Annotated in this window: 26 protein-coding genes and 1 pseudogene; 14 read left to right on the top strand and 13 right to left on the bottom strand. The window is 72.6% G+C overall.

Annotation, left to right across the window (positions count from 1 at the left end):
* Positions 1–161: 161 nt before the first annotated feature.
* From AB0D32_RS11020 to AB0D32_RS11040, 5 genes are all read left to right on the top strand, one after another.
* Complete coding sequence (locus AB0D32_RS11020; RefSeq protein WP_357087703.1) at positions 162–1,076, top strand: ABC transporter ATP-binding protein; 915 nt, start codon at positions 162–164, stop codon at positions 1,074–1,076.
* Positions 1,069–1,950: an ABC transporter permease gene (locus AB0D32_RS11025; protein ID WP_357087706.1), complete on the top strand. Its 882-nt coding sequence runs from the start codon at positions 1,069–1,071 to the stop codon at positions 1,948–1,950. The genes AB0D32_RS11020 and AB0D32_RS11025 overlap by 8 nt, the downstream gene beginning before the upstream one ends.
* A complete protein-coding gene (locus AB0D32_RS11030; protein ID WP_357087709.1) occupies positions 1,947–2,906 on the top strand; it encodes an ABC transporter ATP-binding protein in 960 nt (319 codons plus the stop codon). Before AB0D32_RS11025 ends, AB0D32_RS11030 begins: the two co-directional genes overlap by 4 nt.
* A gap of 4 nt (positions 2,907–2,910) precedes the next feature.
* Positions 2,911–3,621 carry an ABC transporter permease subunit gene (locus AB0D32_RS11035; RefSeq protein WP_357087711.1) on the top strand — a complete coding sequence of 237 codons (711 nt, stop codon included), beginning with the start codon at positions 2,911–2,913 and terminating at the stop codon, positions 3,619–3,621.
* Between the two features lie 91 nt (positions 3,622–3,712).
* Positions 3,713–4,363, top strand: a complete 651-nt coding sequence (locus AB0D32_RS11040) for a hypothetical protein (protein ID WP_357087714.1) — start codon at positions 3,713–3,715, stop codon at positions 4,361–4,363.
* Between the two features lie 34 nt (positions 4,364–4,397).
* Here AB0D32_RS11040 and valS read toward each other — a convergent pair whose 3' ends face one another.
* The 4 genes from valS to AB0D32_RS11060 form a co-directional block, all read right to left on the bottom strand.
* On the bottom strand, positions 4,398–6,962 hold the full coding sequence (valS, locus tag AB0D32_RS11045) for a valine--tRNA ligase (RefSeq protein WP_357087717.1): 2,565 nt from the start codon (positions 6,960–6,962) through the stop codon (positions 4,398–4,400).
* A gap of 74 nt (positions 6,963–7,036) precedes the next feature.
* Entirely contained in the window at positions 7,037–8,608 is a 1,572-nt protein-coding gene (locus tag AB0D32_RS11050; protein ID WP_357087721.1) for a trypsin-like serine protease, read from the bottom strand.
* Positions 8,609–8,834: 226 nt separating this feature from the next.
* The gene (locus AB0D32_RS11055; RefSeq protein WP_357087724.1) at positions 8,835–9,335 is read right to left on the bottom strand and encodes a methylated-DNA--[protein]-cysteine S-methyltransferase; all 501 of its coding nucleotides are present in this window, start codon (positions 9,333–9,335) and stop codon (positions 8,835–8,837) included.
* Positions 9,332–10,882: an AlkA N-terminal domain-containing protein gene (locus AB0D32_RS11060; protein WP_357087727.1), complete on the bottom strand. Its 1,551-nt coding sequence runs from the start codon at positions 10,880–10,882 to the stop codon at positions 9,332–9,334. The genes AB0D32_RS11055 and AB0D32_RS11060 overlap by 4 nt, the downstream gene beginning before the upstream one ends.
* A 141-nt stretch (positions 10,883–11,023) precedes the next feature.
* Here AB0D32_RS11060 and AB0D32_RS11065 point away from each other — a divergent pair, with 141 nt between their 5' ends.
* Entirely contained in the window at positions 11,024–11,506 is a 483-nt protein-coding gene (locus AB0D32_RS11065) for a hypothetical protein (RefSeq protein ID WP_357087730.1), read from the top strand.
* 53 nt (positions 11,507–11,559) lie between these two features.
* Here the strand turns inward: AB0D32_RS11065 and AB0D32_RS11070 are convergent.
* A pseudogene (locus AB0D32_RS11070) lies at positions 11,560–12,375 on the bottom strand (EamA family transporter); the annotation flags it as partial.
* 92 nt (positions 12,376–12,467) lie between these two features.
* Here AB0D32_RS11070 and AB0D32_RS11075 point away from each other — a divergent pair.
* The 4 genes from AB0D32_RS11075 to AB0D32_RS11090 all read left to right on the top strand — a co-directional run bounded on the left by AB0D32_RS11075 (position 12,468) and on the right by AB0D32_RS11090 (position 15,417).
* Positions 12,468–12,971: a MarR family transcriptional regulator gene (locus AB0D32_RS11075; RefSeq protein ID WP_357087733.1), complete on the top strand. Its 504-nt coding sequence runs from the start codon at positions 12,468–12,470 to the stop codon at positions 12,969–12,971.
* A 62-nt stretch (positions 12,972–13,033) separates the two neighbouring features.
* Complete coding sequence (locus tag AB0D32_RS11080) at positions 13,034–13,801, top strand: peptidase E (RefSeq protein ID WP_357087736.1); 768 nt, start codon at positions 13,034–13,036, stop codon at positions 13,799–13,801.
* Positions 13,802–13,939: 138 nt separating this feature from the next.
* Positions 13,940–15,025 (top strand): redox-regulated ATPase YchF, encoded by a 1,086-nt coding sequence (gene ychF / locus AB0D32_RS11085; RefSeq protein WP_357087739.1) that lies wholly within the window; start codon positions 13,940–13,942, stop codon positions 15,023–15,025.
* Between the two features lie 197 nt (positions 15,026–15,222).
* Complete coding sequence (locus tag AB0D32_RS11090; protein WP_357087741.1) at positions 15,223–15,417, top strand: hypothetical protein; 195 nt, start codon at positions 15,223–15,225, stop codon at positions 15,415–15,417.
* A 151-nt stretch (positions 15,418–15,568) separates the two neighbouring features.
* Here AB0D32_RS11090 and AB0D32_RS11095 read toward each other — a convergent pair whose 3' ends face one another.
* On the bottom strand, positions 15,569–16,507 hold the full coding sequence (locus AB0D32_RS11095; protein ID WP_357087744.1) for an MBL fold metallo-hydrolase: 939 nt from the start codon (positions 16,505–16,507) through the stop codon (positions 15,569–15,571).
* 9 nt (positions 16,508–16,516) lie between these two features.
* Positions 16,517–17,737 carry a helix-turn-helix domain-containing protein gene (locus AB0D32_RS11100; protein ID WP_357087747.1) on the bottom strand — a complete coding sequence of 407 codons (1,221 nt, stop codon included), beginning with the start codon at positions 17,735–17,737 and terminating at the stop codon, positions 16,517–16,519.
* Positions 17,738–17,827: 90 nt separating this feature from the next.
* Between AB0D32_RS11100 and AB0D32_RS11105 the strand changes: the two genes are divergently transcribed.
* Positions 17,828–19,477 (top strand): FAD-binding dehydrogenase, encoded by a 1,650-nt coding sequence (locus AB0D32_RS11105; RefSeq protein ID WP_357087750.1) that lies wholly within the window; start codon positions 17,828–17,830, stop codon positions 19,475–19,477.
* A 33-nt stretch (positions 19,478–19,510) separates the two neighbouring features.
* Here the strand turns inward: AB0D32_RS11105 and AB0D32_RS11110 are convergent, their stop codons facing one another.
* The 4 genes from AB0D32_RS11110 to AB0D32_RS11125 all read right to left on the bottom strand — a co-directional run bounded on the left by AB0D32_RS11110 (position 19,511) and on the right by AB0D32_RS11125 (position 21,246).
* The gene (locus tag AB0D32_RS11110; protein WP_357087753.1) at positions 19,511–19,906 is read right to left on the bottom strand and encodes a hypothetical protein; all 396 of its coding nucleotides are present in this window, start codon (positions 19,904–19,906) and stop codon (positions 19,511–19,513) included.
* 80 nt (positions 19,907–19,986) lie between these two features.
* Positions 19,987–20,322, bottom strand: coding sequence for a YnfA family protein (locus tag AB0D32_RS11115; RefSeq protein ID WP_357087755.1), 336 nt, complete (start codon positions 20,320–20,322; stop codon positions 19,987–19,989).
* A 34-nt stretch (positions 20,323–20,356) separates the two neighbouring features.
* The gene (locus AB0D32_RS11120) at positions 20,357–20,620 is read right to left on the bottom strand and encodes a superoxide dismutase (RefSeq protein WP_357087758.1); all 264 of its coding nucleotides are present in this window, start codon (positions 20,618–20,620) and stop codon (positions 20,357–20,359) included.
* Positions 20,620–21,246 (bottom strand): superoxide dismutase, encoded by a 627-nt coding sequence (locus AB0D32_RS11125; protein ID WP_357087761.1) that lies wholly within the window; start codon positions 21,244–21,246, stop codon positions 20,620–20,622. The genes AB0D32_RS11120 and AB0D32_RS11125 overlap by 1 nt, the downstream gene beginning before the upstream one ends.
* Positions 21,247–21,447: 201 nt before the next feature.
* On the opposite strand from AB0D32_RS11125, the gene AB0D32_RS11130 reads away from it, so the two are divergent.
* Positions 21,448–22,449: a hypothetical protein gene (locus AB0D32_RS11130; protein WP_357087764.1), complete on the top strand. Its 1,002-nt coding sequence runs from the start codon at positions 21,448–21,450 to the stop codon at positions 22,447–22,449.
* 362 nt (positions 22,450–22,811) lie between these two features.
* Here AB0D32_RS11130 and AB0D32_RS11135 read toward each other — a convergent pair whose 3' ends face one another.
* Positions 22,812–23,228, bottom strand: coding sequence for a GntR family transcriptional regulator (locus AB0D32_RS11135; protein ID WP_357087767.1), 417 nt, complete (start codon positions 23,226–23,228; stop codon positions 22,812–22,814).
* Positions 23,229–23,584: 356 nt separating this feature from the next.
* Here AB0D32_RS11135 and AB0D32_RS11140 point away from each other — a divergent pair, with 356 nt between their 5' ends.
* Both AB0D32_RS11140 and AB0D32_RS11145 read left to right on the top strand, forming a co-directional pair.
* Positions 23,585–23,812, top strand: coding sequence for a DivIVA domain-containing protein (locus AB0D32_RS11140; protein ID WP_357088079.1), 228 nt, complete (start codon positions 23,585–23,587; stop codon positions 23,810–23,812).
* Positions 23,809–24,069, top strand: coding sequence for a hypothetical protein (locus tag AB0D32_RS11145; RefSeq protein ID WP_357087770.1), 261 nt, complete (start codon positions 23,809–23,811; stop codon positions 24,067–24,069). Before AB0D32_RS11140 ends, AB0D32_RS11145 begins: the two co-directional genes overlap by 4 nt.
* Before the next feature lie 77 nt (positions 24,070–24,146).
* Here the strand turns inward: AB0D32_RS11145 and AB0D32_RS11150 are convergent, their stop codons facing one another.
* Positions 24,147–24,509 carry a PH domain-containing protein gene (locus tag AB0D32_RS11150; protein ID WP_357087772.1) on the bottom strand — a complete coding sequence of 121 codons (363 nt, stop codon included), beginning with the start codon at positions 24,507–24,509 and terminating at the stop codon, positions 24,147–24,149.
* Positions 24,510–24,523 lie beyond the last annotated feature (14 nt).

Below are 24,523 nucleotides of genomic sequence, written 5' to 3' on the forward strand. Positions count from 1 at the left end.
TCTCAGCCGGTCGGCGATCGGTCGAGAGCGCCACTCCACCCGGCCGCGCTCCGGGGGCCCGCGAGGCCCCGGACCCTAGGGGACGCGGGCCGCCAGGATCAGGGGAGCACCGGGGGCGAGCCGCTGCCCAGAGGGGGCGTCGGCTCCCTACGCTGTACGACGTGACACTGATCGCGACCGAGTCGCTGACCAAGACGTACGGGGGTGGGGTCACCGCGCTGGCCGACCTGACCGTCGCGGTCGAGCCGGGGATCATCGGGTTGGTGGGCGCGAACGGCGCCGGCAAGTCGACTCTGATCAAGATCCTGCTCGGCCTCCTCCCCCCGACCAGCGGCCGGGTCCGGGTGCTCGGCCTCGACCCGACCACCGACTCCGCCCGGGTCCGCGCCCGGGTCGGCTACATGCCCGAGCACGACGCCCTGCCGCCGGATCTCTCCGCAGCCGAGCTGGTCACCCACCTCGCCCAGGTCAGCGGCCTGCCGCGTACGGTCGCCCGGGAGCGGGCCTCCGAGGCGCTGCGGCACGTCGGGCTCTACGAGGAGCGCTACCGCCCGGTCGGCGGCTACTCGACGGGCATGAAGCAGCGGGTCAAGCTCGCCCAGGCCCTGGTGCACGACCCCGACCTGCTGCTGCTCGACGAGCCGACCAACGGCCTGGACCCGGCCGGCCGGGACGCCATGCTGGCGCTGGTGCACCGCATCGGCACCGAGTTCGGCATCTCCGTGCTGGTCTGCTCGCACCTGCTCGGCGAGGTGGAGCGGATCTGCGACACCCTCGTCGCCATCGACGGCGGGCGGCTGCTGCGTGCCGACAACATCTCCGCCATGACCTCGGCCACCGACGTGCTCGCCGTCGAGGTCAGCGAGGGCACGGAGGAGCTGGCGGCGCGGCTGGCCGCGCTCGACCTGCCGGTCCGTCGGGACGGCCGGCTGCTGCTCGTCGAGCTGGCCGACGACGCCACCTACGACCTGATCCTCGGCGCGGTAGCCGAACTGGACCTGCCCCTGCACCGGCTGGACCAGCGCCGGCACCGGGTGGCCGAACTCTTCGCCACGAGGGAGCCCAGCCATGCCTGAGCCGACCGGCGTCATCCACGACATCGGCTACCAGCGCTACACCGGCCCCCGGCTGGGCCGCCGGCACGTCTTCGGGGCGCTCTACCTGCACGGCCTGCGGACGGCGTTCGGGCTGGGCCGCAGCGCGAAGGCCAAGATCTTCCCCTGGCTGGTGGTCAGCATCGTCACCGTGGTGGCCGCCGGCGTCACCGCGGTACGCAGCCAGATCGGCGAGGTGGTGCTGACGTACGCCCAGTTCGCCGACAACATGAGCTGGCTGGTCATCTTCTTCGTCGCGGTGGTCGCCCCCGAGCTGGTCTCCCGCGACCTGCGCAGCGGGGTGCTGCCGCTCTACTTCTCCCGGCCGCTGCCCCGGTCGGACTACCCGCTGGCCAAGCTGCTGGCGCTGGCGACCGCGCTCTGGCTGCTGCTCGGCGGGCCGCAACTGGTGATGTTCCTGGGCGCCGCCTTCACCACCGGCGACGGCATGCGCGGCGTCTGGAACGAGCTGCTCGACCTGCTGCCGGGCCTGCTCTACGCCGGGCTCTGGGCGGTGGTCTTCGCCTCCGTCGGGCTGTTGGTCGCCTCCCTCACCGGCAAGCGGGCGTTCGCCGCCGGCGGGATCGTGGCCGTGTTCCTGATGACCACGCCGATCGTCGGCACCCTGTCGATCATGCCGTCCCAGGCGGTCAACGAGTTGGCCTTCCTCGCCTCGCCGTCGACGCTGGTGGGCGGCGTGGGCACCTGGGCGCTCGGTGACCTGCTGGTGCCCGAGGGCCGCAGCGGAGTGCCGATCGGCGACTTCGGCCCCGTCTACGGGGTCGCCGCCGTGCTGCTCGTGGCCGGCTGCGTCGCCCTGCTGCTGCTGCGATACCGGAAGGTGGCCGCCCGATGACCACGATCAGCACCAACCAGGCGGTGGGGACGCCGACCGCCGCCGTCAGCACGCTCGACCTCGCGGGCGTCTCCCGCTGGTACGGCAACGTGGTGGCGGTCAACGACGTCAGCATGAGCCTCGGCCCCGGGGTCACCGGGCTGCTCGGCCCGAACGGCGCGGGCAAGACCACCCTGCTGCACATGATGGCGGGATTCCTGGCCCCGTCGCGCGGGGCGGTGAGCCTGGACGGCCGGCCCACCTGGCGCAACCCCGAGGTCTACCGCCGGCTCGGCCTGGTCAGCGAGCGGGAGGCGGTGCACACCTTCCTCACCGCGTACGAGTTCGTGCTGGCCAGCGCGAAGCTGCACCGGCTGCCGGACCCGGCGGCGGCGGCCCGCGAGGCCATCGCCCTGGTGGAGATGGAGGGCGCGCAGAACCGCCGGATCGGCACGTACTCCAAGGGCATGCGGCAGCGCGCCCGGGTGGCCGCCGCGCTGGTGCACGAGCCGCAGGTGCTGCTGCTCGACGAGCCGTTCAACGGGATGGACCCGCGCCAGCGTCTGCACATGATGGAGCTGCTGCACCGCCTCGGTGACGCCGGCCGCACCATCCTGTTCAGCTCGCACATCCTGGAGGAGGTCGAGCAGGTCTCCGGCACCGTCCAGGTGATGGTCGCCGGCCGGCTGGCCGCCTCCGGCGACTTCCGCACCATCCGCCGGCTGATGACCAACCGGCCGCACGTCTTCGCCGTGCACTCCACCGACGACCGGGCGCTCGCCGTGGCGCTGATGGCGGAGGAGTCGGTGACCGGGGTCGAGTTGGGCCGCGCCGGGTTGACCGTGCGGGCCGGCGACTACGGCGCGTTCACCCGCGTCCTGCCGAAGATCGCCCTCGCGGAGGGCATCCGGGTGCGCCAGTTGGTGCCCGAGGACGAGTCCCTGGAGAGCGTCTTCTCCTACCTGGTGGAGGCCTGAACCCATGTCTACCGTTTCCTGGATCACCGTGCGGGGGCTGTTCGGGCGTCGCCGCTTCCTCCTGCTGCTGCCGCTGCCCGTGGTGCTGGTGCTGCTCGCCGTGCTCTCCCGCGCGCTCGGGGTCGACCCGGGCGAGTGGGGTCCGCCGGTGCTGATCGGCCTCGGCCTGGCCGTGGTGCTCCCGGTGGTCGCCCTGATCGTCGGCACCGGCGTGCTGGGGGCCGAGATCGACGACGGCACGATCGTGCACATCCTGACCAAGCCGCTGCCGCGCTGGCAGATCGTGCTGCCCAAGCTGGCTGTGGCTGCCGGAGTCACCGCGGTCACCGTCGCCGTGCCGATCTACGTCGCGGGCGTGCTGGCCGATTCCGTACGCCTCGGCCTGGCGCTCGCCGCAGCGTCGGCGGTGGGTGCGCTGGCGTACTCGGCGCTGTTCGTGGCGCTCAGCCTCGTCACCCGGCGCCCGGTGCTGCTCGGCCTGGTCTACGTGCTGATCTGGGAGGGGCTGCTCGGCAACATCGTCAGCGGCACCCAGGTGCTCTCCGTCCAGCAGTACGTGATCACCCTCGCCGACCGGCTGGCCCCCACCGGGCTGCTGGAGACCAGCGTCTCGGTGCCGGTGGCCACGGTGATGGCCGCGTTGATCAGCGTAGGGTTCACCGCGCTTGCCATCGACCGTCTTCGTTCGTTCAGCGTGGCCGGCGAGACGAGCTGACCGCGCACGCCAAGGCCGTCCGGGCAGCCCGACCCCCGATGGTAGGGCTGCCCGGATGGACCGGGTCGGCCGGCTGGGCGAGGCTGACTGCGTGAGCGCGGAGACGGGGCTGGTGATGTCGCGGGAGTCCTATCCGGGTGCCGGCCGGCACAGGATGGTCAGCCTCGTGGTGGCCGGGCTGGCGGCGGCGGCCACCACCACGGCCGCACAGGCCACCGGGCACTTCCACTGGTGGGCGGGCTTCGTGCTGATCCCCGGCGCGCTGATCGCCGCCACCGGCGGGCCACTGCTGGCCAGGGGCGGCGGGCGTGCCTTCGCCGGCTACGTGGTCGCCTGCCTCGGCGCGCTGGTGTTCGCGGTCGGCGCGCTGCTGATGTTCGGCGTGTTCGGGCGCGGCTGGCCCCTGATGATCATCCTGCCGTGCCTGGCGGTCGCCGGCACCTACCGCTGGCGGCTGGTCCACCCGCTGGCCCGGGGCCTGCACCGGGCGGTCTCCCTGCTGGCGCTGGACGGCGCCCTGCTGCTCGGCGGGACGCTCCAACTGACCCGCGTCGGCCTGCTCGACGTGGGGGCCGCCCCGATGTGGGGTGCCTTCCTGATGCTGGCCGGCGTGATCGTGCTGGGCAACGCGGTGGAGCTGACCCGGCACCGGATGCCGTACCGCCTCCAGGCCATCACCCTGCTGGTCGGCCCCGCCGTCGTCGCCTTCCTCCTCGGCCTGCGTCTTCTGCGCGGCTGGTGACCCGCCGCCCCGGGCGGGACGGCGGGTCGGTGCCTCAGAAGGCGCAGGCGATCACCAGTTCCGGGGTGCGGTCGGGCAGCAGGTCCAGCTTGGCGATGTGGCCGGCCGCCCGAAGGTCGTCGGCGATCACGGTCAGCTGCTCCAACAGGGCCGCCGGGCCGAGCGCCTCGGCCAGCGGCACCTCCGCCTTCATCGACAGTTTCCGCTCCGACTTGGCCCGGCGCACCTGGCCGAGCGCGTCGGCGGCCAGCCGCAGCAACTCCGGGTCGCCACCGCCCTGGATCGCCCGCTCCACCTCGTACGTGGTGGGCCAGGGCGCGCGGTGCACCGAGCCGTACCGCCACCACGACCACACCTCCTCGGTCGCGTACGGCAGCACCGGGGCGAACAGCCGCAGCTGCACCGAGAGCGCGGTGGCCAGCGCCGCCCGGGCCGATTCCGCCCCCGGCCCGGAACCGTAGGCGCGTTCCTTCACCAACTCGATGTAGTCGTCGCAGAACCGCCAGAAGAAGCTCTCGGCGACCTGCAACGCGGCCGTGTGGTCGTACGCCTCCAGTGCGGACGTCGCGGCGGCGACCACGCCGGAGAGCTCGGCGAGCATGGCGCGGTCCAGCGGTTCGGTCGCCGGAGCGCGCAACGCCTCGGCGGCGCCCAGCCCGAGGGCGAACCTCGACGCGTTCAGCAGCTTGGTGGCCATCCGCCGGCCGACCTTGATCTGAGCAGGGTCGAAGGCGAGATCCATGCCCGGCCTGCCGTTCGCCGCCCAGTACCGGACCGCGTCGGAGCCGTACTGCTCCAGCAGCGCCATCGGGGTGACCACGTTCCCCTTGGACTTGGACATCTTCTTCCGGTCGGGGTCGAGGATCCAGCCGGAGAGCACCGTGTCCCGCCAGGGCAGGACCCCGTGTTCCAGGTGCGACCGGACCACCGTGGAGAACAGCCAGGTGCGGATGATCTCCTGCCCCTGCGGGCGCAGGTCCATCGGGAAGACCTGGGCGAACAGGTCCGGGTCGGTCTCCCACCCGCCAGCGATCTGTGGGGTCAGCGACGAGGTGGCCCAGGTGTCGAGCACGTCCGGGTCGCCGACGAAGCCACCCGGCCGGCCCCGCTGCGACTCCGCGAACCCGGGCGGGGCGTCACTGGACGGGTCGATCGGCAGCGCGGATTCCTCCGGCGTGAGAGGCTGGGACCAGTCCGGCTCGCCAGCGTCGTCGAGCCGGTACCACACCGGCACCGGCACGCCGAAGAAGCGCTGCCGGCTGACCAGCCAGTCACCGGTCAGGCCGCCCACCCAGTGCGCGTAGCGGTGCCGCATGTGCTCCGGCATCCAGCGCAGCTCCCCGCCCCGGGCCAGCAGTTCGTCGCGCAGCCCCGTGTCGCGCCCGCCGTTGCGCAGATACCACTGCCGGGTCGAGACGATCTCCAGCGGCCGGTCGCCGCGTTCGTAGAACTTCACCGGGTGGGTGATCGGTCGCGGCTCGCCGACCAGGTCACCGGTGTCGGCCAGCAACTCGACCAGCGTCCGCCGGGCGGCGTTGACGGTCCGTCCGGCCAGCGCCGCGTACGGCTGCGCCGGCACGCCGGCCGGCGGCTCGGGCAGCAGCCGACCGTCGCGGCCGATCACCACGCGGGTCTCCAGTTGGAGATCCCGCCACCAGGTCACGTCGTTCAGGTCGCCGAAGGTGCAGACCATCGCGATACCCGTGCCCTTCGCCGGGTCCGCCAGCGGATGCGTCCGCACCGGCACCGGCACGTCGAAGACGGGCGTACGCACGGTGTCGCCGACCAGGTCGGCGTACCGCTTGTCGTCGGGGTGGCAGACCAGTGCCACGCAGGCCGGCAGCAGCTCCGGGCGGGTGGTGTCGATGAGCACCTCGCGCCCGCCCGGCCCGGCGAACCGCAGCCGGTGGTACGCCCCGGGCCGCTCCCGGTCCTCCAGTTCCGCCTGCGCGACGGCGGTGGCGAAGCCGACGTCCCACAGCGTCGGTGCCTCCGCCTGGTACGCCTCGCCCCGGGCCAGGTTCCGCAGGAACGCCCGCTGCGACGTCGCCCGGGCCATCCGGCCGATCGTGGTGTACGTCAGCGACCAGTCCACGGACAGCCCGAGCCGCCGCCAGAGCGCCTCGAAGACCTGCTCGTCGGTCACGGTCAACCGCTCGCACAACTCGATGAAGTTCCGTCGGGAGATCGGGGTCGGGTCCTTGCGGGCGGCCTCGCTCACGGGGGTCTCGGGGGCCTGCCACTCCGGGTCGTACGGCAGCGCCGGCTCGCAGCGGACGCCGTACACGTTCTGCACCCGGCGCTCGGTGGGCAGGCCGTTGTCGTCCCAGCCCATCGGGTAGAAGACCGTCCGCCCGCGCATCCGCTGGAACCGGGCCACCACGTCCGTGTGCGTGTACGAGAAGACGTGCCCCATGTGCAGCTCGCCGGATACGGTCGGCGGCGGAGTGTCGATCGCGTACACGTCGGACCGCTGCTTCGCGCGGTCGAACGTGTACGTGCCCTTCTCCTGCCAGCGGCGCGCCCAGGTCTCCTCGAGCCCGTCCAGGGTCGGACGCTCGGGGATGTCGGCGCGGGCCGTCCTCTCCGTATCGGTCATCCGTCGATCGTAGGCAGCGGCCGAGCACCGGACCACGGGTTAACCGGGCGCCTGGGCTCGGCCGCCGGCTCCGCTCAGCGGGGGACCGGGGCCTCCACACCCCTGGTGGCCAGCCTGATCCGCATCAGATTGTTGGTGCGGGCGTTCGCCCGGTCCAGGATCGTGGAGACCGGGGCGTAGGAGTTCCTCTCGTTCGGGTTCGTGCAGGCGCCCTGCCCCGGGTCGCCGTGCGAGAGGATGCCGAGCGCCTTGCCGTCGGTCTCGGTGAACAGCGGCCCGCCGCTGTCGCCCGGGCGGGCGCAGATCCGGACGTCGATACCGCCGCTGCTCTTGCCGACGATCTCCCCGCAGCGGGTGCCGGGCAGGTAGCCGGAGCCGGCCCCGGAGTCGACGTACTGCTCGCCGGCCTTCGGCGTGTACGCCGCGCCGGTCGCGCAGACCACCCAGCCGGTCTGGACGGCGCTCCACGGCACGTGCCCGGTGATCGGCACGTCCCGGCTGCCGGTGCTCCCGCACCGGGGGTTGTCCGGCACGCACCAGTAGTTGACCAGGCCGGTGGTGCCGCCGCCCGAGGACGACCAGCGGGCCGAGGCACCCGGCTGGTACGGCATGATCGCGTAGTCGTACGGGTAGGCGTTCTCGGCCAGGCCCGCGTTCGGCGCCTCCACGGTCACCGGCACCTTCGGGCCGAGGAACTGGTGCCACGTCCGGTCCACCAGTTGGTGCCGCCCGCCGACGACGCAGTGCCCCGCGGTCAGCACGTACGGGCTTCGCCCGGCGACGGTGATGTTGAAGCCGGAGGTGCAGCCGCCCACGGTGCCGTCGTCGCGCGGCACGTCCAGCCGGATGCCGCCGCGCATCGGCGCCTTCGCGCAGTAGCGCGGGTCGCAGGCCTTCTGCACGGCCGTGTCGGCGATCCGGGCCTGCGCGCGGGCCGGCACCCCGGCGGTGGCGAGCGCCCCGGCCAGCCGGGCGTCGTCCGTGGCGATCCGGTCGCCGGTGAGCACGAGCACCTCGTTGGTCTGCTGGTCCACCACCACGTCGGTGCCGGCGGCGGCGTCGAGGGCGGTGGCGAGCCGGGCCGCCGCGTCGGTGAGTTCGCGCAGCGAGTGCCGCACCGGCACCACCCGGACGTGCGCCGCGTCCGGTACGCCGCTGACCGCCGCCGTCACGGGCACGACGTCGGTGGCGGCGAGGGTGAGGACGCCGCCGGCGGCCTGGTCCAGCCACATGCCGCCGTACTCGCCGGGGAACTCCTTGGCGAGGCGTTCGGCCAGCGGGGCGGAGAGTTCCTGTAGCGCGAGCCGACGGGCCGCCTCCTGCGGGCCGAGCGCGTACCGCTCGCGCAGGTAGGAGACGGAGGCGGGGCTGCCCTTGGCGATCGTGGCGGCCGGGCGGGTGGGAACGGTCACCGGCCGGGGTGCCGTCCCGGGGCTGCTGCCGGCGCGGCTGCCGGGGCGGGGGCTGGCGGCGGGCGGGGCGTCCGTCGAGTTGACGTCGCCGCCCTCCGTCGACGCACCGGCCTCCGTCGCGGCGGCCGGTGTGCGGTCGCTGCCGTCCAGCGTCGGCACCACCGCGACGACCACCCCGGCCACCACGCAGGCGGCGGCCACCCCGGTCACCATGACCCGTCGTCGGAAACGCACCCCGCAACCTCCCCGTGTCGCCTGTCCTCATCGGACAGTCCTCGCGTTGGCCGCCGAAGCGGTCCGCGGGCTGCGCCGATGGCCGCACGGAGTCTAGGGGAGAAGCGGCCCCGGCGGGTTCCCGTCCGGCGGGGTGACGGCGGTGCGGGACGGCCCGGCAGTGACGATCCGGCCGCCGTCGGGCTACAGCACCCGGTCGGCCGTCTCCACCGTCGAGGGTTTCCCGTCAGCGCCCCTCGTGCCGGAGCAGCCACCGCTTCACGTCCAGCCCCCAGCGGTAGCCGCCGAGCGTCCCGTCCGTGCGCAGCACCCGGTGGCACGGGACGAACAGGGCGGCGGCGTTGCGGGCGCAGGCCGCCGCGGCGGCGCGTACGGCGGCGGGGCGGCCGGCCAGCCCGGCGAACCCGGTGTACGTCACCGGATCGCCCGGTTTCACCTCGCGCAGCACCTGCCAGGCGTGCGCCATGAACGTGCCCCCGGTGTGCTGCCGCACCGGCACGGTGTCGATGGCGGTCAACTCGCCGTCCAGGTAGGACGCCACGGCGGCGCTGACCGGGCCGAGGTCGCCGCGGTGTCGCAGCGGTGCCCGCATGGTCGGGTGCATCAGGGGGAGCAGGCTCTCCGGGTCACCGGTGAAGCCCGCCGCCCGGACCGCGCCGTCCGGGCCGACCATGATGCTCAGCGGCCCGGCGGGGGTGTCGATGACGGTGCTGTCGTTCGTGTTCATGCTGCTCTCCAGAGTCGGATCACCGCGTACGAGCGCCAGGGGCGCCAGCGGTCGGCGTACGCGTCGAGGGTCAACGGGGCGTCCGGTAGGCCGAGGGCGGCGGCTCCCCGGCGCACGGCGAGGTCGGTGGGCAGGAGGACGTCCGGGTCGCCGAGGGCACGCATCGCGACGTAGCCCGCGGTCCAGGGCCCGATTCCGGGCAGCGCCAGCAGCCGCCGGACGGTCTCCTCGCGGTCCCCGCCCGGCGCCAGGTCGAGCGATCCGTCGGCGACGGCCCGTGCCAGCGTACGGATGGTCTCCCGCCGCCCCGCCGGCATCCCGAACACCTCGTCCGGCACGCCGAGCACCTCCGCGGCGCCGGGAAACCCGGACAACCAGCCCGCCCCGCCCGCCCCGCCCTCCGCCAGTTGATCAAGAGGTTTGGGTTCCTGGGAGCGTTCCCCGGAGCCCCGAACCTCTTGATCGACGCCGTTGAGGCGCGGGTGGGGTGGGTGGGGTGGGAGGGGGAGGGGGGTCAGGTGGGTCAGGAGGCGGGTGAGGGTGGTGCGGGCGGAACGGACGGAGACCTGCTGGCCGACGATCGCGCGTACGGCCATCTCGAAGCCGTCGACCGAGCGGGGAAGCCGGATCCCCGGCTCCGCGGCGACCGCCCGGGCCAGCGCCGGATCGGCGGCGAGGGTGTCGTCGACGGCGGTCGGATCGGCGTCGAGGTCGAGCAGGCGCCGGCAGCGGGCCACCGCCGGGGCGAGGTCGCGCATGTCGGTCAGCCGCAGCGTCGCCGTGACGTGCCCGTCCGCCGGGGTCAGGGCCGCCTCGCCCGGGCCGTGCGGCAGCCGCAGTCCCCGCCGGTACGTCCCGTCGCGTACCTCCTCGACGCCGGGCAGCGCGCGCAGCGCGAGGAAGTCCAGCAGCGCCTCCGCGTGCAGCGGCGGGCGGTACGCGAGCCGCAACGTGATCGTGCCCGCCCCGCCCGACGTGGGACTCGGGCGGCGGGCGGTGCGCAGCTCGGACGGGGCACTGCCGTACACCTCCCGGACCGTGTCGTTGAACTGCCGGACGCTGCCGAACCCGGCGGCGAACGCGACCTCCGCCATGCCCAGCCCGGTGGTCTCGATCAGGGTGCGGGCGGTCTGCGCGCGCTGCGCCCGGGCCAGGGCCAGGGGGCCGGCGCCCATCTCGGCCCGCAGCATCCGGTGCAGGTGCCGCTCGGTGTAGCCGAGCCGGGCGGCCAGCCCCGGGATGCCGTCCCGGTCGACCACCCCGTCGGCGATCAACCGCATCGCCCGGCCGACCACGTCGGCCCGCACGTCCCACTGCGGGGAGCCCGGGACGGCGTCCGGCCGGCAGCGCCGGCAGGCGCGCAGCCCGGCTGTCTGGGCGGCGGCGGCCGAGGGGAAGAACCGGACGTTCTGCCGCTTCGGCGTCGTCGCCGGGCAGGACGGCCGGCAGTAGATCCCGGTCGACGTGACGCCCGTGTAGAACCAGCCGTCGAACCGCTGGTCGCGGCTGTCGACCGCCCGGTAGCACCGCTCGAAGTCCAACTCCACGTCATCGATGATGCCCCTGCTCGGAGCCCCCGGCTCGCGGGAATCGGACCTGACCGTGCGAGGAGTGAACGGGACGCCGGCGCCGAAAGTGTCGGTTGTGGTCGGTACCGTCCGGCCACCAACTCAAGAAGGGGTGCGGTCATGGCGAGCGTGGCGGGGCGGGAAGCGGCGTCGACACGGGACGGGCACCCCCCGCTGGACGGCGTGGTGGTGCAGGGCTTCTACGACCGGATGCGGGCGGTCGCCCCGGCCGCCGTCGGCGCGATCGAACGGGACGGGGCCGGCGACCCGGGGCGGGCGTTCGGCGACACCGCCTGCGGTCGACTCGTGCGCTCGCTCGACGCCGACGGTCTCCGCGCGCTGGGCATGTGGGTGCACCACTGGTGCATGCGGTTCTACGACGACGACACCCGGGTGGCGCTGCGCCTCGTCCGCGAGATCGCCGGCCGGGGCGGACTGGGCTGGACGGCCGACGAGGTGCGCTGGATGCTCCGCGAGTCGTACGCGGCCGGTCCTGCCGCCGAGGCCCGCTTCACCCTGCCACTGGCTGCCGCCGGGGAGCTGGCCCCCGGCACCCTGCGGATCGAGGCGGTGGTCCCTCGCCAGGCCGGCCCCCGCGACTGACCCGTCGGCCCGGGCCGGCGCTCCGGCAGCTGCCCGGCCACGGTGGCGCCGACCGCGACGGCGAAGCCGGCGAGCTGCCAGCCGGTCATCGCCTGCCCGAGCACGGCCCAGCCGAGCGCGGCGGCCGTGAGCGGGCTGAGCGCGCCGAGCAGCGAGACCTGGGTGACCGGCAGCCGGGCCGCGCCCCGGAACCACAGCGCGTACGCCAGCGCCGTCCCGGCCAGCGTCAGCCACGCGTACCCGGCCAGCGCCGGGAGGTCGGGCAGGGGTGGCGTTCCCTCGACGAGCAGGGCTGCCGGTGTCACCATCAGCCCGCCGGCGGTGAGCTGCCAGCCGGTGGCGGTGAGCGTGCCGACGCCCGGTGGGCGGCCCCAGCGACGGGTCAGCACCAGGCCGGTGCCCATCGCGGCGGTGGCGGTCAGCCCGGCGGCGACGCCGGTCGGGTCGAGGCCCGCGTCGGGGCGCAGCACGACCAGGGTGACCCCGGCCAGCGCGGCGAACGCGGCGGCCAGGGCCCGGGGGCGGGGCCGTTCGTGGAGCGCGAGCACCGTCAGACCCGCCACCAGCAGCGGCTGGGTGGCGCCGAGCACCGCGGCGGTGCCGCCGGGCAGGTGGTAGGCCGCGAAGAAGAGCAGCGGGAAGAACGCCCCGATGTTCAGCGCGCCGAGCACGGCCGCGCGCCACCACCAGACGCCGTGCGGGCGGTGCCGGGTCAGCGCGAGCAGCAGCAGGCCGGCGGGGAGAGCCCGGATCACGCCGGACCAGAGCGGCCGGTCGGGCGGCAGGAGCTCGCTGGTGACCAGGTACGTCGTGCCCCACGCGGTCGGCGCGGCGGCGGTGAGCAGGATGTCGGGCCAGCGCCGGTTCACGATCCCTCCTAAAGCTCGATGCTAAGTATCTTACAGCTAAGCTACTTTGTGGCGAACGAAAGGGGGAGTGCGAGGTGCGGCACAATCCGGGGGTGACCGAGCGGGACGACGTCGACGGCATCGTCGAGCAGTGGCAGCGGGAGCGGCCGGGAATGCGCCCCGAACCGATGGCGGTCTTCGGCCGCATCTACCGGCTGGCCCGGCTCGTCGGCGACGAACAGGAACGCACCTACGCCCGCTGGTCGATCAGCCGGGGCGAGTTCGACGTGCTCGCCGCCCTGCGCCGCGCCGGAGCCCCCTACACGCTGGCGCCGAAGGCACTCACCGCCTCGCTGATGCTCACCTCCGGCGGGATGACCGGCCGGCTCGACCGGCTGGAACGCGCCGGGCTGGTCCGCCGCTCACCCGACCCGACCGACCGGAGAGGGCTCCAGGTCACGCTCACCCCGGCCGGCCGCGAGTTGGTCGAGGAGGCTGCCGACGCGGGGCTGGCCGTCCAGCGCCGGCTGCTCGACGCGCTGCCCGCCGAGGACCAGCGTCGCCTCACCGAGCTGCTGCGTACGCTGCTGGGCGCGGCGACCGACCGCGGACGCTGAGCGAACCGCGCGGACCCTGCCGGCGGCGGGCGGCGGGCAGCCCGGGAGGGGCCTCGGGCAGGATGGGCACCGCCGACCCCGACGGAAGGACGACCGTGCCCGCCAGCGAACCGACCATCCTCGCCACCAGCATGGGCATCTACGCGCCGCGCCCCGAGGGCGGCGCCCGGCGGGTCAACCCCGTCTTCGACCTCGCCGCCGAACTGGCCGAGGCCGGACCGGAGCCGAGGATCTGCCTCCTCGACCAGGCCGGGGGAGACCAGCCGACCACGCTCGCCCGGATCTACGAGGCGTTCGCCGGCAGCCGGTTCCGGATGACGCACCTGGCGCTGTTCCCCATGCCGAACGTCGACGACATCCGCGCCCACCTGCTCGCCCAGGACATCGTCTGGGTGGGCGGCGGCAGCGTCGCCAACCTCTGCGCGGTATGGCGGGTGCACGGCCTCGGCGAGATCCTGCGCGAGTGCTGGGAAGCCGGCGTGGTGCTCGGCGGCGTCTCCGCCGGCTCGATCTGCTGGCACGCCGGCGGAGCCACCGACAGCTTCGGCACCACCCTGCGCGGTTTCACCGACGGGCTGGGCTGGCTGCCCTACGGCAACGGCGTGCACTACGACAGCGAGGAGCAGCGCCGGCCGCTGATGCACCGGCTGGTCGGCGACGGCACGCTGCCGACCGCCCACTGCACCGACGACGGCACCGGCCTGCTCTACCGGGGCGAGCGGCTCGTCGAGGCCGTCGCGGACCGTCCGGGCGTCTCGGCGTACGAGGTCAGTCGCGGGCCGGACGGCAGCGTGCGGGAGATCCCGATCGGCCCGCGCCTGCTCTCCTGACCTGACTGTGAGGCTGGCCTGGGCTGTCGGCGGATCTTGGTAGGTCCGCGCCCCTCCAGGCCGTTTCTCACCAAGATCTAGTTGGCGTGCCGCACCGCGTTCCCGGGGCCGGACGGCGGCGGCGTAAGCTGGCTCGTCGTGAGTCTCACCATCGGCATCGTCGGCCTGCCCAACGTCGGCAAGAGCACCCTGTTCAACGCGCTGACCAAGAACGACGTGCTCGCGGCGAACTACCCGTTCGCCACCATCGAGCCCAACGTCGGCGTCGTCGGGCTGCCGGACGAGCGGCTGCACAAGCTCGCCGAGATCTTCAGCTCGCAGAAGGTGCTGCCCGCCCCGGTGTCGTTCGTCGACATCGCCGGCCTGGTGCGCGGCGCCTCCAAGGGGCAGGGCCGGGGCAACGCGTTCCTGGCGAACATCCGCGACGCCTCGGCGATCTGCCAGGTCGTCCGCGCCTTCTCCGACCCGAACGTGGTGCACGTCGACGGCAAGGTCTCCCCGGCCGACGACATCGAGACGATCAACACCGAGCTGATCCTCGCCGACCTCCAGACCCTGGAGAAGGCGCTGCCCCGGCTGGAGAAGGAGGCCAAGCTCCGCAAGGACCGGGCCGCCGCCGTGGCCGCCGCCAAGCAGGCCGTCGAGCTGCTCGACACCGGTGTCACCCTCTACGCGGGTGCCAAGGGCGCGGGCATCGAGCTGGAACACCTGCGCGAGCTGCACCTGCTCACCACCAAGCCCTTCCTGTACGTCTTCAACGTCGACGAGGCCGAACTGGGCAACGCCGAGTTCCTCGACGAGCTGCGCGCCCTGGTCGCCCCGGCCGAGGCCGTCTTCATGGACGCCAAGATCGAGTCGGAGCTGGTGGACCTGCCCGAGGAGGAGGCCCGCGAGCTGCTGGAGTCGATCGGGCAGAACGAGCCCGGCCTGGACCAGCTCGTCCGGATCGGGTTCCGCACGCTCGGGCTCCAGACGTACCTCACCGCCGGCCCCAAGGAGGCGCGGGCCTGGACCATCCCGGTCGGCGCGACCGCGCCGGAGGCCGCGGGGGTCATCCACTCCGACTTCCAGCGCGGCTTCATCAAGGCCGAGGTGGTCTCCTTCGGCGACCTGGTCGAGGCCGGATCGATGGCGGCGGCCAAGGCCGCCGGCAAGGTCCGGATCGAGGGCAAGGAGTACGTCATGCAGGACGGCGATGTCGTGGAGTTCCGCTTCAACGTCTGAAAGCTCTGCCGTCGACCGGGCGGTCTGATCCCCAGGAGGGCGGGTCGGCGGCAGACAGCTTCGCTGGGCGCGCGACGAGCCTTCCCGTCGCCCATGATGCTGACCTGGCACTGTAGGAGGGTGGGCGTCTGTTTCCTGAGTTCGACTTCGAGGCACCTGATGAACATCGCCTGTACTTCCGGGACATTGCAGTCGCCATGGCCGAGCGGCATGCGGTGTCGTACGCGCAAGCTGTTCGGATCATCAACCATCATTGGGACTGGCAAGACCATTTCGGCGAGTACAACTGGTTGATCTTCCACGAAGAGCCTGAGAACTGGGCGGATCATTTGCACCGCCTCCAGCTAGATCCCGGGTTCTGGGCAGACGAAGGTGCTGGACCGGGTGGGTGACGAACAGAGCTTGATGCCCTGGGAGTATTGGGATGGCGATGGCTCTAGACCGGGTTCCCCCGGTGTTCTCGATCATCCGTCGTAGGGCCTTCAGCGCCGTGAGGTACTCGATTTCATCGATGCCTTGATGCAGGGTCGGTTGGGGCGTCGGTCACCTCAGTCCCACCCACGGATCCTCCCGACGCCACAGTCTCGGCAGGTGGAGCGCGACCCGGTCCTGGTGGGCCAGCCGGGCCAGGACGCGCATCGTGACGTCGAGGTCGTCGCCCGCGTACGGCAGGGCGCGCAGCGGCTCGTCGAGGGGGCGGAAGAAGTCGTCCCAGTGGACGAGGACCACGCGACGGGCTCCGACGGCCCGTACGGTCTGGGCCCAGTACGTACGGATGTACTCCTCGTCCTGCACGCCGAGTTGGCCGACGCCCAGGTAGGCGACGTCGGCCCGTCGCCCGTCGAGTGCTCCTGGCCGGTAGCCGGCGCTGCCCTGGACCAGGGCGGTCCGGCCGCTCGCGTGTTCGACGAACACCGACCAGGCTTCACCGCACCGGTAGGCGGACGCCTTGGCAGGGGGCGTCAGGGGCTCCGTGATGGTGCCGGGGAAACGGTCCGGTGGGCAGTGCTCGGACTCGACGAACGTGAGGGTGAAGGCGCCCAGTGGCATCGGTTCGTGGGGCGTGACGACGTGGATGCGGTCTTCGGCGAGGCCGGCTCCTCGGCCGACATTGGCTGCGGACCGGCCACCGGCGAGCAGCGCGCCGGTGCGCAGGGCGACGGTCGCGGAGTCCATGACGTGGTCGAAGTGGGTGTGCACCGGAATCACGGCGGCCAGGCGGCGTACACCGTTGTCGCGGTCCAGCCTGAGCCGGGTGAGCGCGGAGCCGATGCGCGCCTCGTCGGGTGCGAGCCTGCCGAGAGCGACCCTGAGCAGGGACGGGCGGGAGAAGAAGCCGTCGGTCATCACCGCCGTGTCGCCGTCGTCGAACAGCAGGCTGGAGACGCCGAGAAACGTGACGCCGAAGTCCTCCGCCGCAGGTGGGACGTCGAACCGCTCGGCGTGGGCGGCCAGGTCGGGCCGACCGAGCTTCATGCGCATGGCGGGACGCTACCTCCTGACGGGTGGCCGTCCGGTCGGCGTACGGTCGCGGCCTGCGACCTCGTCCGCGCTGCGGGCGATGTCGAGCATCAGGCGGTCCCAGGAGAGACGGACGTCGCGGCCGGAGAGTTCGGTGATCCGGCGCAGCCGGTGCCGCATGGTCTGGGGATGCAGGCCGAGCCTGTCGGCCGCCTCGGTGGACGAGCCGCGGCGCAGGTATTCCCTGAGCCCTTCGAGCAGGTGCGCGTTCTTGGCCTCGGCTACGGGGCCGAGGGCCTCGGCCGCGAGTTCGGCGGGGTCGACGGACGGCTGCCCGCGCAGCAGGGCGACCAGCATCGCGTCGCCCCGGTCGAGGATCGGCGAGTCGGCGAACGCCTCGTCTGGTGCGTGGTCGAGTGCGGCGGAGGCGAGGCGGAACTCCGCCGGGATCGCGGCGGGGGTGACCCCTCGGATCACGCAGGCACGCCATCGCCGGGACGTCAGTTCGCCGGTCAGGTCGGGGATGGTCGCGGCCAGCAGCACCCCCTGGTGTCGCCGGAGTGCGTGCAGGACGTCCAGGGGCTGGCCGCCGCCCGCCGAGGAGATCGACGAGGCGAGGTCCGCGACGTCGCCCTCCGAGAGGACGGTGCCGGTGGTGTCGGGCGCGACGACGACGAGGGCCAGGGTCGCCGGGACCGCGATGCCGAGTTGGGCCGCCCGGTCCGCCAGTACGGCCGCGGAGGTCTGCCGGCCGGTCAGGAGGTCGTGGGTGAGGCCTGCGAGCATCTGCGCCCGGTTGCTGCTCAACTGTTCGGCGGCGCTGTGGTAGCCGGCGAACAGGGACTCCGACAACTGGTCGACGCTGGTGAGCAGCGTGCGGTTCAGCGCCACCACGTCGGACAGGGCCAGCCCGTCGGAAGCCAGGTCGATGACCAGGTCACTGATCTCGACCGCGGCGACCCGGTAGGCGCGCAGCACCGCGAACAGGGGACGACCGTCGGTGGCCCGGGCGGCCCCGATGCCCCGGAACCGCTGGAGGTCGGCAGCGGTCAGTGTGGTGTCGTCGATCCACATCTCGATCAGCCGGCGGATCGCCCACGCGGCGATGGCGCGGGTCTCGGCCACCTGGGCGGGGCTGATGGTGGTGTAGGCGGGGACCTCGCGCAGCACGGCGGCGATGACGCGTTCGTCGACCCGGCCACCGCGCTCGACGAGTCGCCGCTGCACGGCCAGCCGCTCCGGAAGGCCCATGGCCCTGTTTTATCACTCAGTGACAATGTGCGTCCTCATCCGCTGTGGTTTTGATCGTCAGCGGAAACGACGGTGGGAAGAGTGCCTGCCATGGACGCAGACGTGATCGTTGTCGGAGCCGGGCTGGCGGGTCTGGTTGCCGCCGCCGAACTCGCGGACACGGGCCGCCGGGTGATCCTGCTCGACCAGGAGCCCGAGGCGAATCTGGGTGGGCAGGCGTTCTGGTCCTTCGGCGGCCTGTTCCTGGTCGACTCGCCGGAGCAGCGCCGGATGGGGATCAGGGACTCGCGCGAGCTCGCCCTCCAGGACTGGCTGGGTACGGCCGGGTTCGACCGGCCCGAGGACGAGTGGCCGCGCAGGTGGGCCGAGGCGTACGTGGACTTCGCGGCCGGGGAGAAGCGCTCCTGGCTGCACGCCCGGGGCGTACGGTTCTTCCCGGTGGTCGGCTGGGCCGAGCGCGGCGGGTACGGCGCGACCGGGCACGGCAACTCCGTCCCGCGCTTCCACGTCACGTGGGGCACCGGCCCCGCCGTCGTCGCGCCGTTCGCACGGCGGGTGCGGGACGCGGTCGCGAAGGGGCTGGTCACCCTCGCGTTCCGGCACCGCGTCGATGGACTCGTCGTGACCGACGGAGCGGTGACCGGCGTACGGGGTGCCGTCCTGGAGCCCAGCGACTCCGCTCGCGGGGTGGCCAGCAGCCGCACGGTGGTCGGTGAATTCGAGCTGACCGCCCAGGCTGTCCTGGTGGCCTCCGGCGGGATCGGTGCCGACCACGACCTGGTGCGCAGAAACTGGCCGGCCCGGCTCGGCACCGCACCCGAGCACATGATCAGCGGTGTCCCCGCCCACGTGGACGGACGGATGCTGCGGATCACCCAGGACGCCGGTGGCAACGTCATCAACCCCGACCGGATGTGGCACTACGTCGAAGGGGTGAAGAACTGGAATCCCATCTGGGCAGGCCACGGCATCCGCATCCTGCCGGGGCCCTCCTCGCTGTGGTTCGACGCCACCGGCAAGCGGCTGCCCGGACCGCTCTATCCCGGCTTCGACACCCTCGGCACGCTGGCGCACCTGCGGGCCACCGGGCACGACCACAGCTGGTTCGTACTCACCCAGAAGATCATCGAGAAGGAGTTCGCGCTCTCCGGTTCCGAGCAGAACCCCGACCTCACCAACAAGTCGGTCCTGCAGACCCTCGGCCGCATCCGCCCCGGCGCACCCGCGCCCGTCGAGGCGTTCAAGCAGCACGGCGAGGACTTCGTCGTCGCCGACACCCTCGACGAACTCGTCGCCGGCATGAACGCGCTGACCGGCAGGCCCCTGCTCGACGTCGAGGACATCCGGCGCGAGGTCGTCGCCCGCGACCGGGAGCTGGACAACGCCTTCACCAAGGATGGCCAGATCTCCGCCATCCACAACGCCCGCCGGTACCGCGGCGACAAACTGGTCCGTACGGCGACCCCGCACAGGATCCTCGACCCGAAGGCCGGGCCACTCATCGCCGTCCGGCTGCACGTGATCACCCGCAAGACCCTCGGCGGCCTCCAGACCGACCTGTCGGGACGGGTGCTCAGGGCCGACGCGACCCCGATCCCCGGCCTGTACGCCGCCGGTGAGGCGAGCGGATTCGGCGGGGGCGGCGTGCACGGCTACCGCTCCCTGGAGGGCACCTTCCTCGGCGGCTGCATCTTCTCCGGCCGCCAGGCCGGTCGCGCTATCACGCAGGCAACCGCATGACGGTCGGCCACGCGGTCCCGACGGATCAGGGCCTCACCAGTCGCGCCAGTCGTCGGTGAGCTCGTGCCGCCCGATGCCGCGCCGGGAGGTGAGCGCCTGGACGTCGAGGCCCGCGTTCGTCAGGACGACGTCGACGTACTCGCACAGGTCCTCGCGTTCGCCCGTCTCGATGCAGCCGTGCTCGGCGCTGACGGCGTTGAGGGCGTCGACCACCCGCTCCACCGCAGCGAAGACCTCCTCGTCGGACGGTGCGGAGAGCGAGCGTACGTCCGCTTCGTAGGCGTCGAGAGCGGCGTCGACGGCGGTGATGAAAGGCTCGGGCCAGAGACGGAGGGCGTACGCGGCGTCGTCGGTGAGGGTGCCCGCCGCGATGGCGGCCTTCTGCTCCCGCACGCTGCGGCCCCACTTCTGGCTGGGTCGGTTGATCACGCGGGGCAGCCTAACGACGGCGTCCGACACACTCGGGCCCGTGGGCGTGGTGCCCGCCGGCGATTCCGGCACGCCACCGATCAGCCGCCGCGTGGGGCGTACATGATGACGGCGACCCCGACCAGGCAGATGGCCGCGCCGACGACGTCGTAGCGGTCGGGGCGGAACTTGTCGACGACCATGCCCCACGCCAGCGAGCCGGCGACGAAGACGCCACCGTAGGCGGCCAGGATGCGGCCGAAGTTCGGGTCGGGTTGGAAGGTGGCGACGAAGCCGTACAACCCGAGGGCGATGACCCCGCCCGCCACCCAGAGCAGTCCCCGGTTCTCGCGCCAGCCCTGCCACACGAGCCACGCCCCGCCGATCTCGGCGAGGGCGGCGAGCAGGAACAGCAGGATCGAGCGGACCACCGTCATGGGTGGGACGGTAGCGGGAGTGGCGCGGGTGCCGTCAGGGGGCGGGAGGCCCGTCGCCGACGGCCGCGATGTGCAGGGCCAGTTCCTGCGCGAGGTCCTCCATGCTCTGCCCGGTCTGGGTCCGTACGAGGTTGAGTGCCAGTTCGGCCAGGAACATGAAGCCGCGCGCTCGGGTGGCGTCGTCGGGAAACATGGCGAGCAGTTGTTCCGCGCCGTCGAGGTCACCGCGGTGTCTGGCGGCGATGACCCCGGCGGCGCGTTGTGCAGCGGTGAGGGCCGACGCCGGGTCGGCCGCCATCAGGGTGCCACGGTGAGCGGGTTGCCGGCGGCGCGCGCGGCGTCGAAGCGCCTGGTGACGTCGGCCCAGTCGACCAGGTCCCAGAGCCGGTCGACGTAGTCCGGGCGGACGTTCTTGTACTGCAGGTAGTAGGCGTGCTCCCAGGCGTCGAAGACCAGGATCGGCGTCGAGCCCTGGCCGATGTTGCCGTGGTGGTCGTAGACCTGCTCGACGATGAGGCGCTGCGCCAGCGGCTCCCACGCCAGGACGCCCCACCCGGAGCCCTGCACGCTCTTCGTGGCGGCGGAGAGCTGACCGGCGAAGCCGTCGAACGAGCCGAAGTGCTCCTCGATGGCGGCGGCAAGCTCGCCGTCCGGGCGGTCCCCGCCCTCGGGGGAGAGGTTGTTCCAGAAGATCGAGTGCAGGATGTGCCCGGAGAGGTTGAAGGCCAGGGTCTTCTCCAGGCCGACCAGCGTCGAGTAGTCACCCTTGTCGCGGGCCTCGGCGAGCTGGTCGAGGGTGTCGTTGCTGCCCTTGACGTACGCGGCGTGGTGCTTGCTGTGGTGCAGCTCCAGGATCTGACCGCTCATGGCGGGTTCGAGCGCCCCGTAGTCGTAGGGCATGTCGGGGAGTTTGTAGACGGCCATGGGAACCCTTTCACCAGTTGGAGATCGCTCGGCCAGTATGCCTTATTGCCAAGCTCTGGCAACTGCGGAATATTGGCAACTGGGTGGGAGTGCATCGGAAGCCTCCCGGCCACGGCCGACACGGTCGGTAGGGCGCGCCTCCGCGCCGCGATGATCCCTGCGGAGGCGCGCCTCCCGGGTCGACCGCCTACGATCTCCGCCATGATCACTCCGCCCCTCCCGTCCGATGTGCTCGCTCGCTATCCCGGGCTGGAGAAGTTCGGTCGTACAGCGACCCGGCTGCATCCGCGGCCCGGGGCGGTCACGGCCACCGGCAGCCACGTCGGCGGGCCGCTGCTCTGGCCGGCAGGCGAGCCCTGGCCCACCTGCGACACGCCGTACATGGTGCAGGAGGAAGTGCCGTTACCGGCCGAGCTGGTGGCCCGGATGCGGGAGGCGGAGAGTCGCCGTACGCAGGCTCATGTCCTGGCCGACGGCGAGCTTGAGCTGCACCAGGAGATCGCCCGCCTGGTCGGCCAGGGCTTCAGCGGCTGGGGCTCGCGCGACGGTGGCCCGGTCGTCGGCTACCGGTACGGGCCGCGACCGCACGCCGGGCCGAACCCGATGATCGTGCTGGCGCAACTGCGCGCGGCGGACCTCCCCGACCTGCCCCGCCCCGGCGGGGCCGACCTGTTGCAGGTGCTGTGGTGCCCGTTCGAGCACGCCCTGGCGCCGTGGGGGCCGACCGTGGAGTTGCGCTGGCGGCGGGAGGCGGACCTGGCCGACCTTCTCGCCGAACCGCCGCGCGGCGAGGCCGGGACCGACGGGTACGTGCCCCGGCCGTGCCGGCTGAACCCGGAGCGGATCGTCGAGTACCCGTACCCGGACGAGTTGCCGGAGGACCTGCGGCGGCTGGCCGACGAGGACGAGGAATACCTCGACACGTTCCTGGCGCCCGGGTGGAAGGTCGGCGGCTACGCCAAGTGGAACCTCACGGACCTCCTCCCGACGCCGTGCCCCCGCTGCGCCGGCCCCACCACGCTGGCCCTCGTCATCGACTCCTCGGAGCGGGGATCCGCGCGGTGGCAGCCGGCGCGGGCGGACGGCGAGCCGGACCACGACTCGGACGAGCCGACGGAGGTGGTCGTCGGCCGGTACGGCGCGTTGCGCATCTTCGTCTGTCTGACCTGCCCGGACGCGCCGTTCCTGGTCGACCAGCAGTAGCGGTGGCCCTGCCGCCGACGCACCCGTGGCTGTCCGGCCCGACGCCCACCGGCTGCGGCATGAGGCGGCTCGCACCCCGACAGTCCTGGCGGCGTGAAGCTGACGGGTAGCCCCCGGTGCCACGCCGCGGCACGCCGCGCCGCGGCATGCCACGGCACGCGGCGTGGCGCGACGCGGGCGACGATGCGCGCCCGGCTGCCGCCCGTCGCTCCGGACGGATGAGTGGAACACCATGGACGTCAACGCCCGCGTTTGACGTCCATGGTGTTCCACTCATCGAAATTGGAACTCTTGCCAGCGGTGTACCCGTGACCTGCGCAAGCTGGGAAAGGCCGCGCCGGGTTGCCGTTTCCCTGCGGTCCTCAGTCGGACTCCGGCCGAGTCAGTTCGACCTCGTCACCCGGCAGAACCTCCACGTCACCGTTGGCGTCGCGGACCTCCAGGACGGGTACGCCCTCGTCGAGCTGCATGGCGCGACGTTCGCCGTCGTTCGGCATTCGGCTGATCACCGAACTGCCTGGCGACAGCTCGACCCTTCTGCGCTCCGGCTTCGTGCGGACCCGGGTTCCGTGACCTCGGCTGGTGCTGACCAGCCCTTCGGATCGCAACACGGAGATGGCCATACGGACGGCGTCTCGGCCGATCCCATATTCCTGGCTGAGTCTCGCCTCGCTCTCCAGGACCGATCCAGGCGGCAGTTGGCCTGACTCGATCCGGCTGCGGAGCAGGTCGGCGAGCTGGACGTAAACCGGGGTGTGCGACCGCGGATCGATGGTCATGCTCACAGCCTTGTGACCCCATGGGTAACTCCGGCTTTGGCCATAGGGGCAAAGGGGCTTGTGCCCATATGTCTGCACCGCTATGGTCGCAGTCACGGCGGGTGTTCGGGCGGGAACTGGCGTGTTGCCCGCATTGTCGTTGAGCTGCTCTGTTGTCGTACTGCCGAGGTGGGCTGCGGTGGCAGGGCCGGGGTGGGCCGTCCGCTCGCGGCGGGTGGACGGACCACCCCTTCCACGGATAACCGGGACCACGGAGAGGTGAGGCAGTCGTGCGGTTCTTCCGGCGTAGCGTCCGGCCCGAGGGGGCCAGGCAGGTCAACAAGCCGGGCCAGTACCGGTCCGCGTCGTATTCGCCGCTGCGCCCCTGGCAGGTACGGGAGCGGCGGTTCCGGCCCACCCGGTTCGGCCGGCGCGGGCTCGACCCGGAGGAGGTGCACGAGTTCCTCGACCGGGTGGCCGTCGATCTGGCCGCCGTCTACGACGCCCTCGGCAACAGCCGGCAGGAGGCCACGCGGATCAAGGACGCGCTGCGCCGCTGGCAGTCCGAGCAGGCTCGGCGTACCAACGAGGGGCAGCGGCGATGACGACCCGCCGGCAACGCTTCGTCGTACACCTGCCGGTGCTCGCCGTCGACCTGGCCGGTGCCGTACGGCTCGCCCGGGTCGTTGCCCGCTGGTCCGGGCTGTTGGCTCAGGCAGACCCCGGCGAAACCACCGTCTCGACCGAGGACAACCAGGGCGTACGCCATCGGGTCTTCTGCGACCTGCGGCTGCCCGAGGGCCGGCGCTGCCTGCTGCGGGCCGACCACGACGGCCCGTGCACGAGACGGCTGACCCGGTGACCGGACCATCCGTGATCACCTGCACCAGGCAGTGGCCGGTGGGGCGCTGGTCGGCTACCCGCCGTCGCCGCCGAAGCTCAGCTGATGTGGTGGAGGATGACGTTGTGCACGTGGTGGCTCTTCTCGGAGCCCCGGAACTCCACCTCGTAGGTGTGCGTGCCGACGTGGATCGCGATGGCTCCGGTGGAGAAGAACGAGCCGCCCCACGACTTGTTGCTGACCACGCTGACGCTGGTGATCTTCGAGTACGGGATGCTGGTGATGGCGTACCGCTTCCCGACGAAGGAGCGGTCCTGGATGATGACGCGCCGGTCGGTCAGGCCGATGAAGCCGGTCCCGGTGCCGACGGCGTCGTAGACGGCGATGATCTGTTCCCCGTGGAGCAGGCCGCTCTGGATCTGCTGGAACTGCTCCTTGCGGTCGTACGTCACGTTGGCCATCACCCCACGGTAGG

The sequence above is a fragment of the Micromonospora sp. NPDC048170 genome (genome assembly GCF_040652795.1).
Taxonomy (GTDB): domain Bacteria; phylum Actinomycetota; class Actinomycetes; order Mycobacteriales; family Micromonosporaceae; genus Micromonospora.

Bases quoted from the DNA above. Each gene is read 5' to 3' on its own strand.
- AB0D32_RS11145 (WP_357087770.1), top strand. From the start codon at position 23,809: ATGACGACCCGCCGGCAACGCTTCGTCGTACACCTGCCGGTGCTCGCC.
- AB0D32_RS11065 (WP_357087730.1), top strand. From the start codon at position 11,024: ATGGCGAGCGTGGCGGGGCGGGAAGCGGCGTCGACACGGGACGGGCAC.
- AB0D32_RS11080 (WP_357087736.1), top strand. From the start codon at position 13,034: ATGGGCACCGCCGACCCCGACGGAAGGACGACCGTGCCCGCCAGCGAA.
- AB0D32_RS11120 (WP_357087758.1), bottom strand. From the start codon at position 20,620: ATGGCGGCCGACCCGGCGTCGGCCCTCACCGCTGCACAACGCGCCGCC.
- AB0D32_RS11095 (WP_357087744.1), bottom strand. From the start codon at position 16,507: ATGCGCATGAAGCTCGGTCGGCCCGACCTGGCCGCCCACGCCGAGCGG.
- AB0D32_RS11055 (WP_357087724.1), bottom strand. From the start codon at position 9,335: ATGAACACGAACGACAGCACCGTCATCGACACCCCCGCCGGGCCGCTG.
- AB0D32_RS11100 (WP_357087747.1), bottom strand. From the start codon at position 17,737: ATGGGCCTTCCGGAGCGGCTGGCCGTGCAGCGGCGACTCGTCGAGCGC.
- AB0D32_RS11115 (WP_357087755.1), bottom strand. From the start codon at position 20,322: ATGACGGTGGTCCGCTCGATCCTGCTGTTCCTGCTCGCCGCCCTCGCC.
- AB0D32_RS11090 (WP_357087741.1), top strand. From the start codon at position 15,223: ATGGCCGAGCGGCATGCGGTGTCGTACGCGCAAGCTGTTCGGATCATC.
- AB0D32_RS11025 (WP_357087706.1), top strand. From the start codon at position 1,069: ATGCCTGAGCCGACCGGCGTCATCCACGACATCGGCTACCAGCGCTAC.
- AB0D32_RS11130 (WP_357087764.1), top strand. From the start codon at position 21,448: ATGATCACTCCGCCCCTCCCGTCCGATGTGCTCGCTCGCTATCCCGGG.
- AB0D32_RS11030 (WP_357087709.1), top strand. From the start codon at position 1,947: ATGACCACGATCAGCACCAACCAGGCGGTGGGGACGCCGACCGCCGCC.
- AB0D32_RS11125 (WP_357087761.1), bottom strand. From the start codon at position 21,246: ATGGCCGTCTACAAACTCCCCGACATGCCCTACGACTACGGGGCGCTC.
- AB0D32_RS11035 (WP_357087711.1), top strand. From the start codon at position 2,911: ATGTCTACCGTTTCCTGGATCACCGTGCGGGGGCTGTTCGGGCGTCGC.
- valS (WP_357087717.1), bottom strand. From the start codon at position 6,962: ATGACCGATACGGAGAGGACGGCCCGCGCCGACATCCCCGAGCGTCCG.
- AB0D32_RS11105 (WP_357087750.1), top strand. From the start codon at position 17,828: ATGGACGCAGACGTGATCGTTGTCGGAGCCGGGCTGGCGGGTCTGGTT.
- AB0D32_RS11150 (WP_357087772.1), bottom strand. From the start codon at position 24,509: ATGGCCAACGTGACGTACGACCGCAAGGAGCAGTTCCAGCAGATCCAG.
- AB0D32_RS11135 (WP_357087767.1), bottom strand. From the start codon at position 23,228: ATGACCATCGATCCGCGGTCGCACACCCCGGTTTACGTCCAGCTCGCC.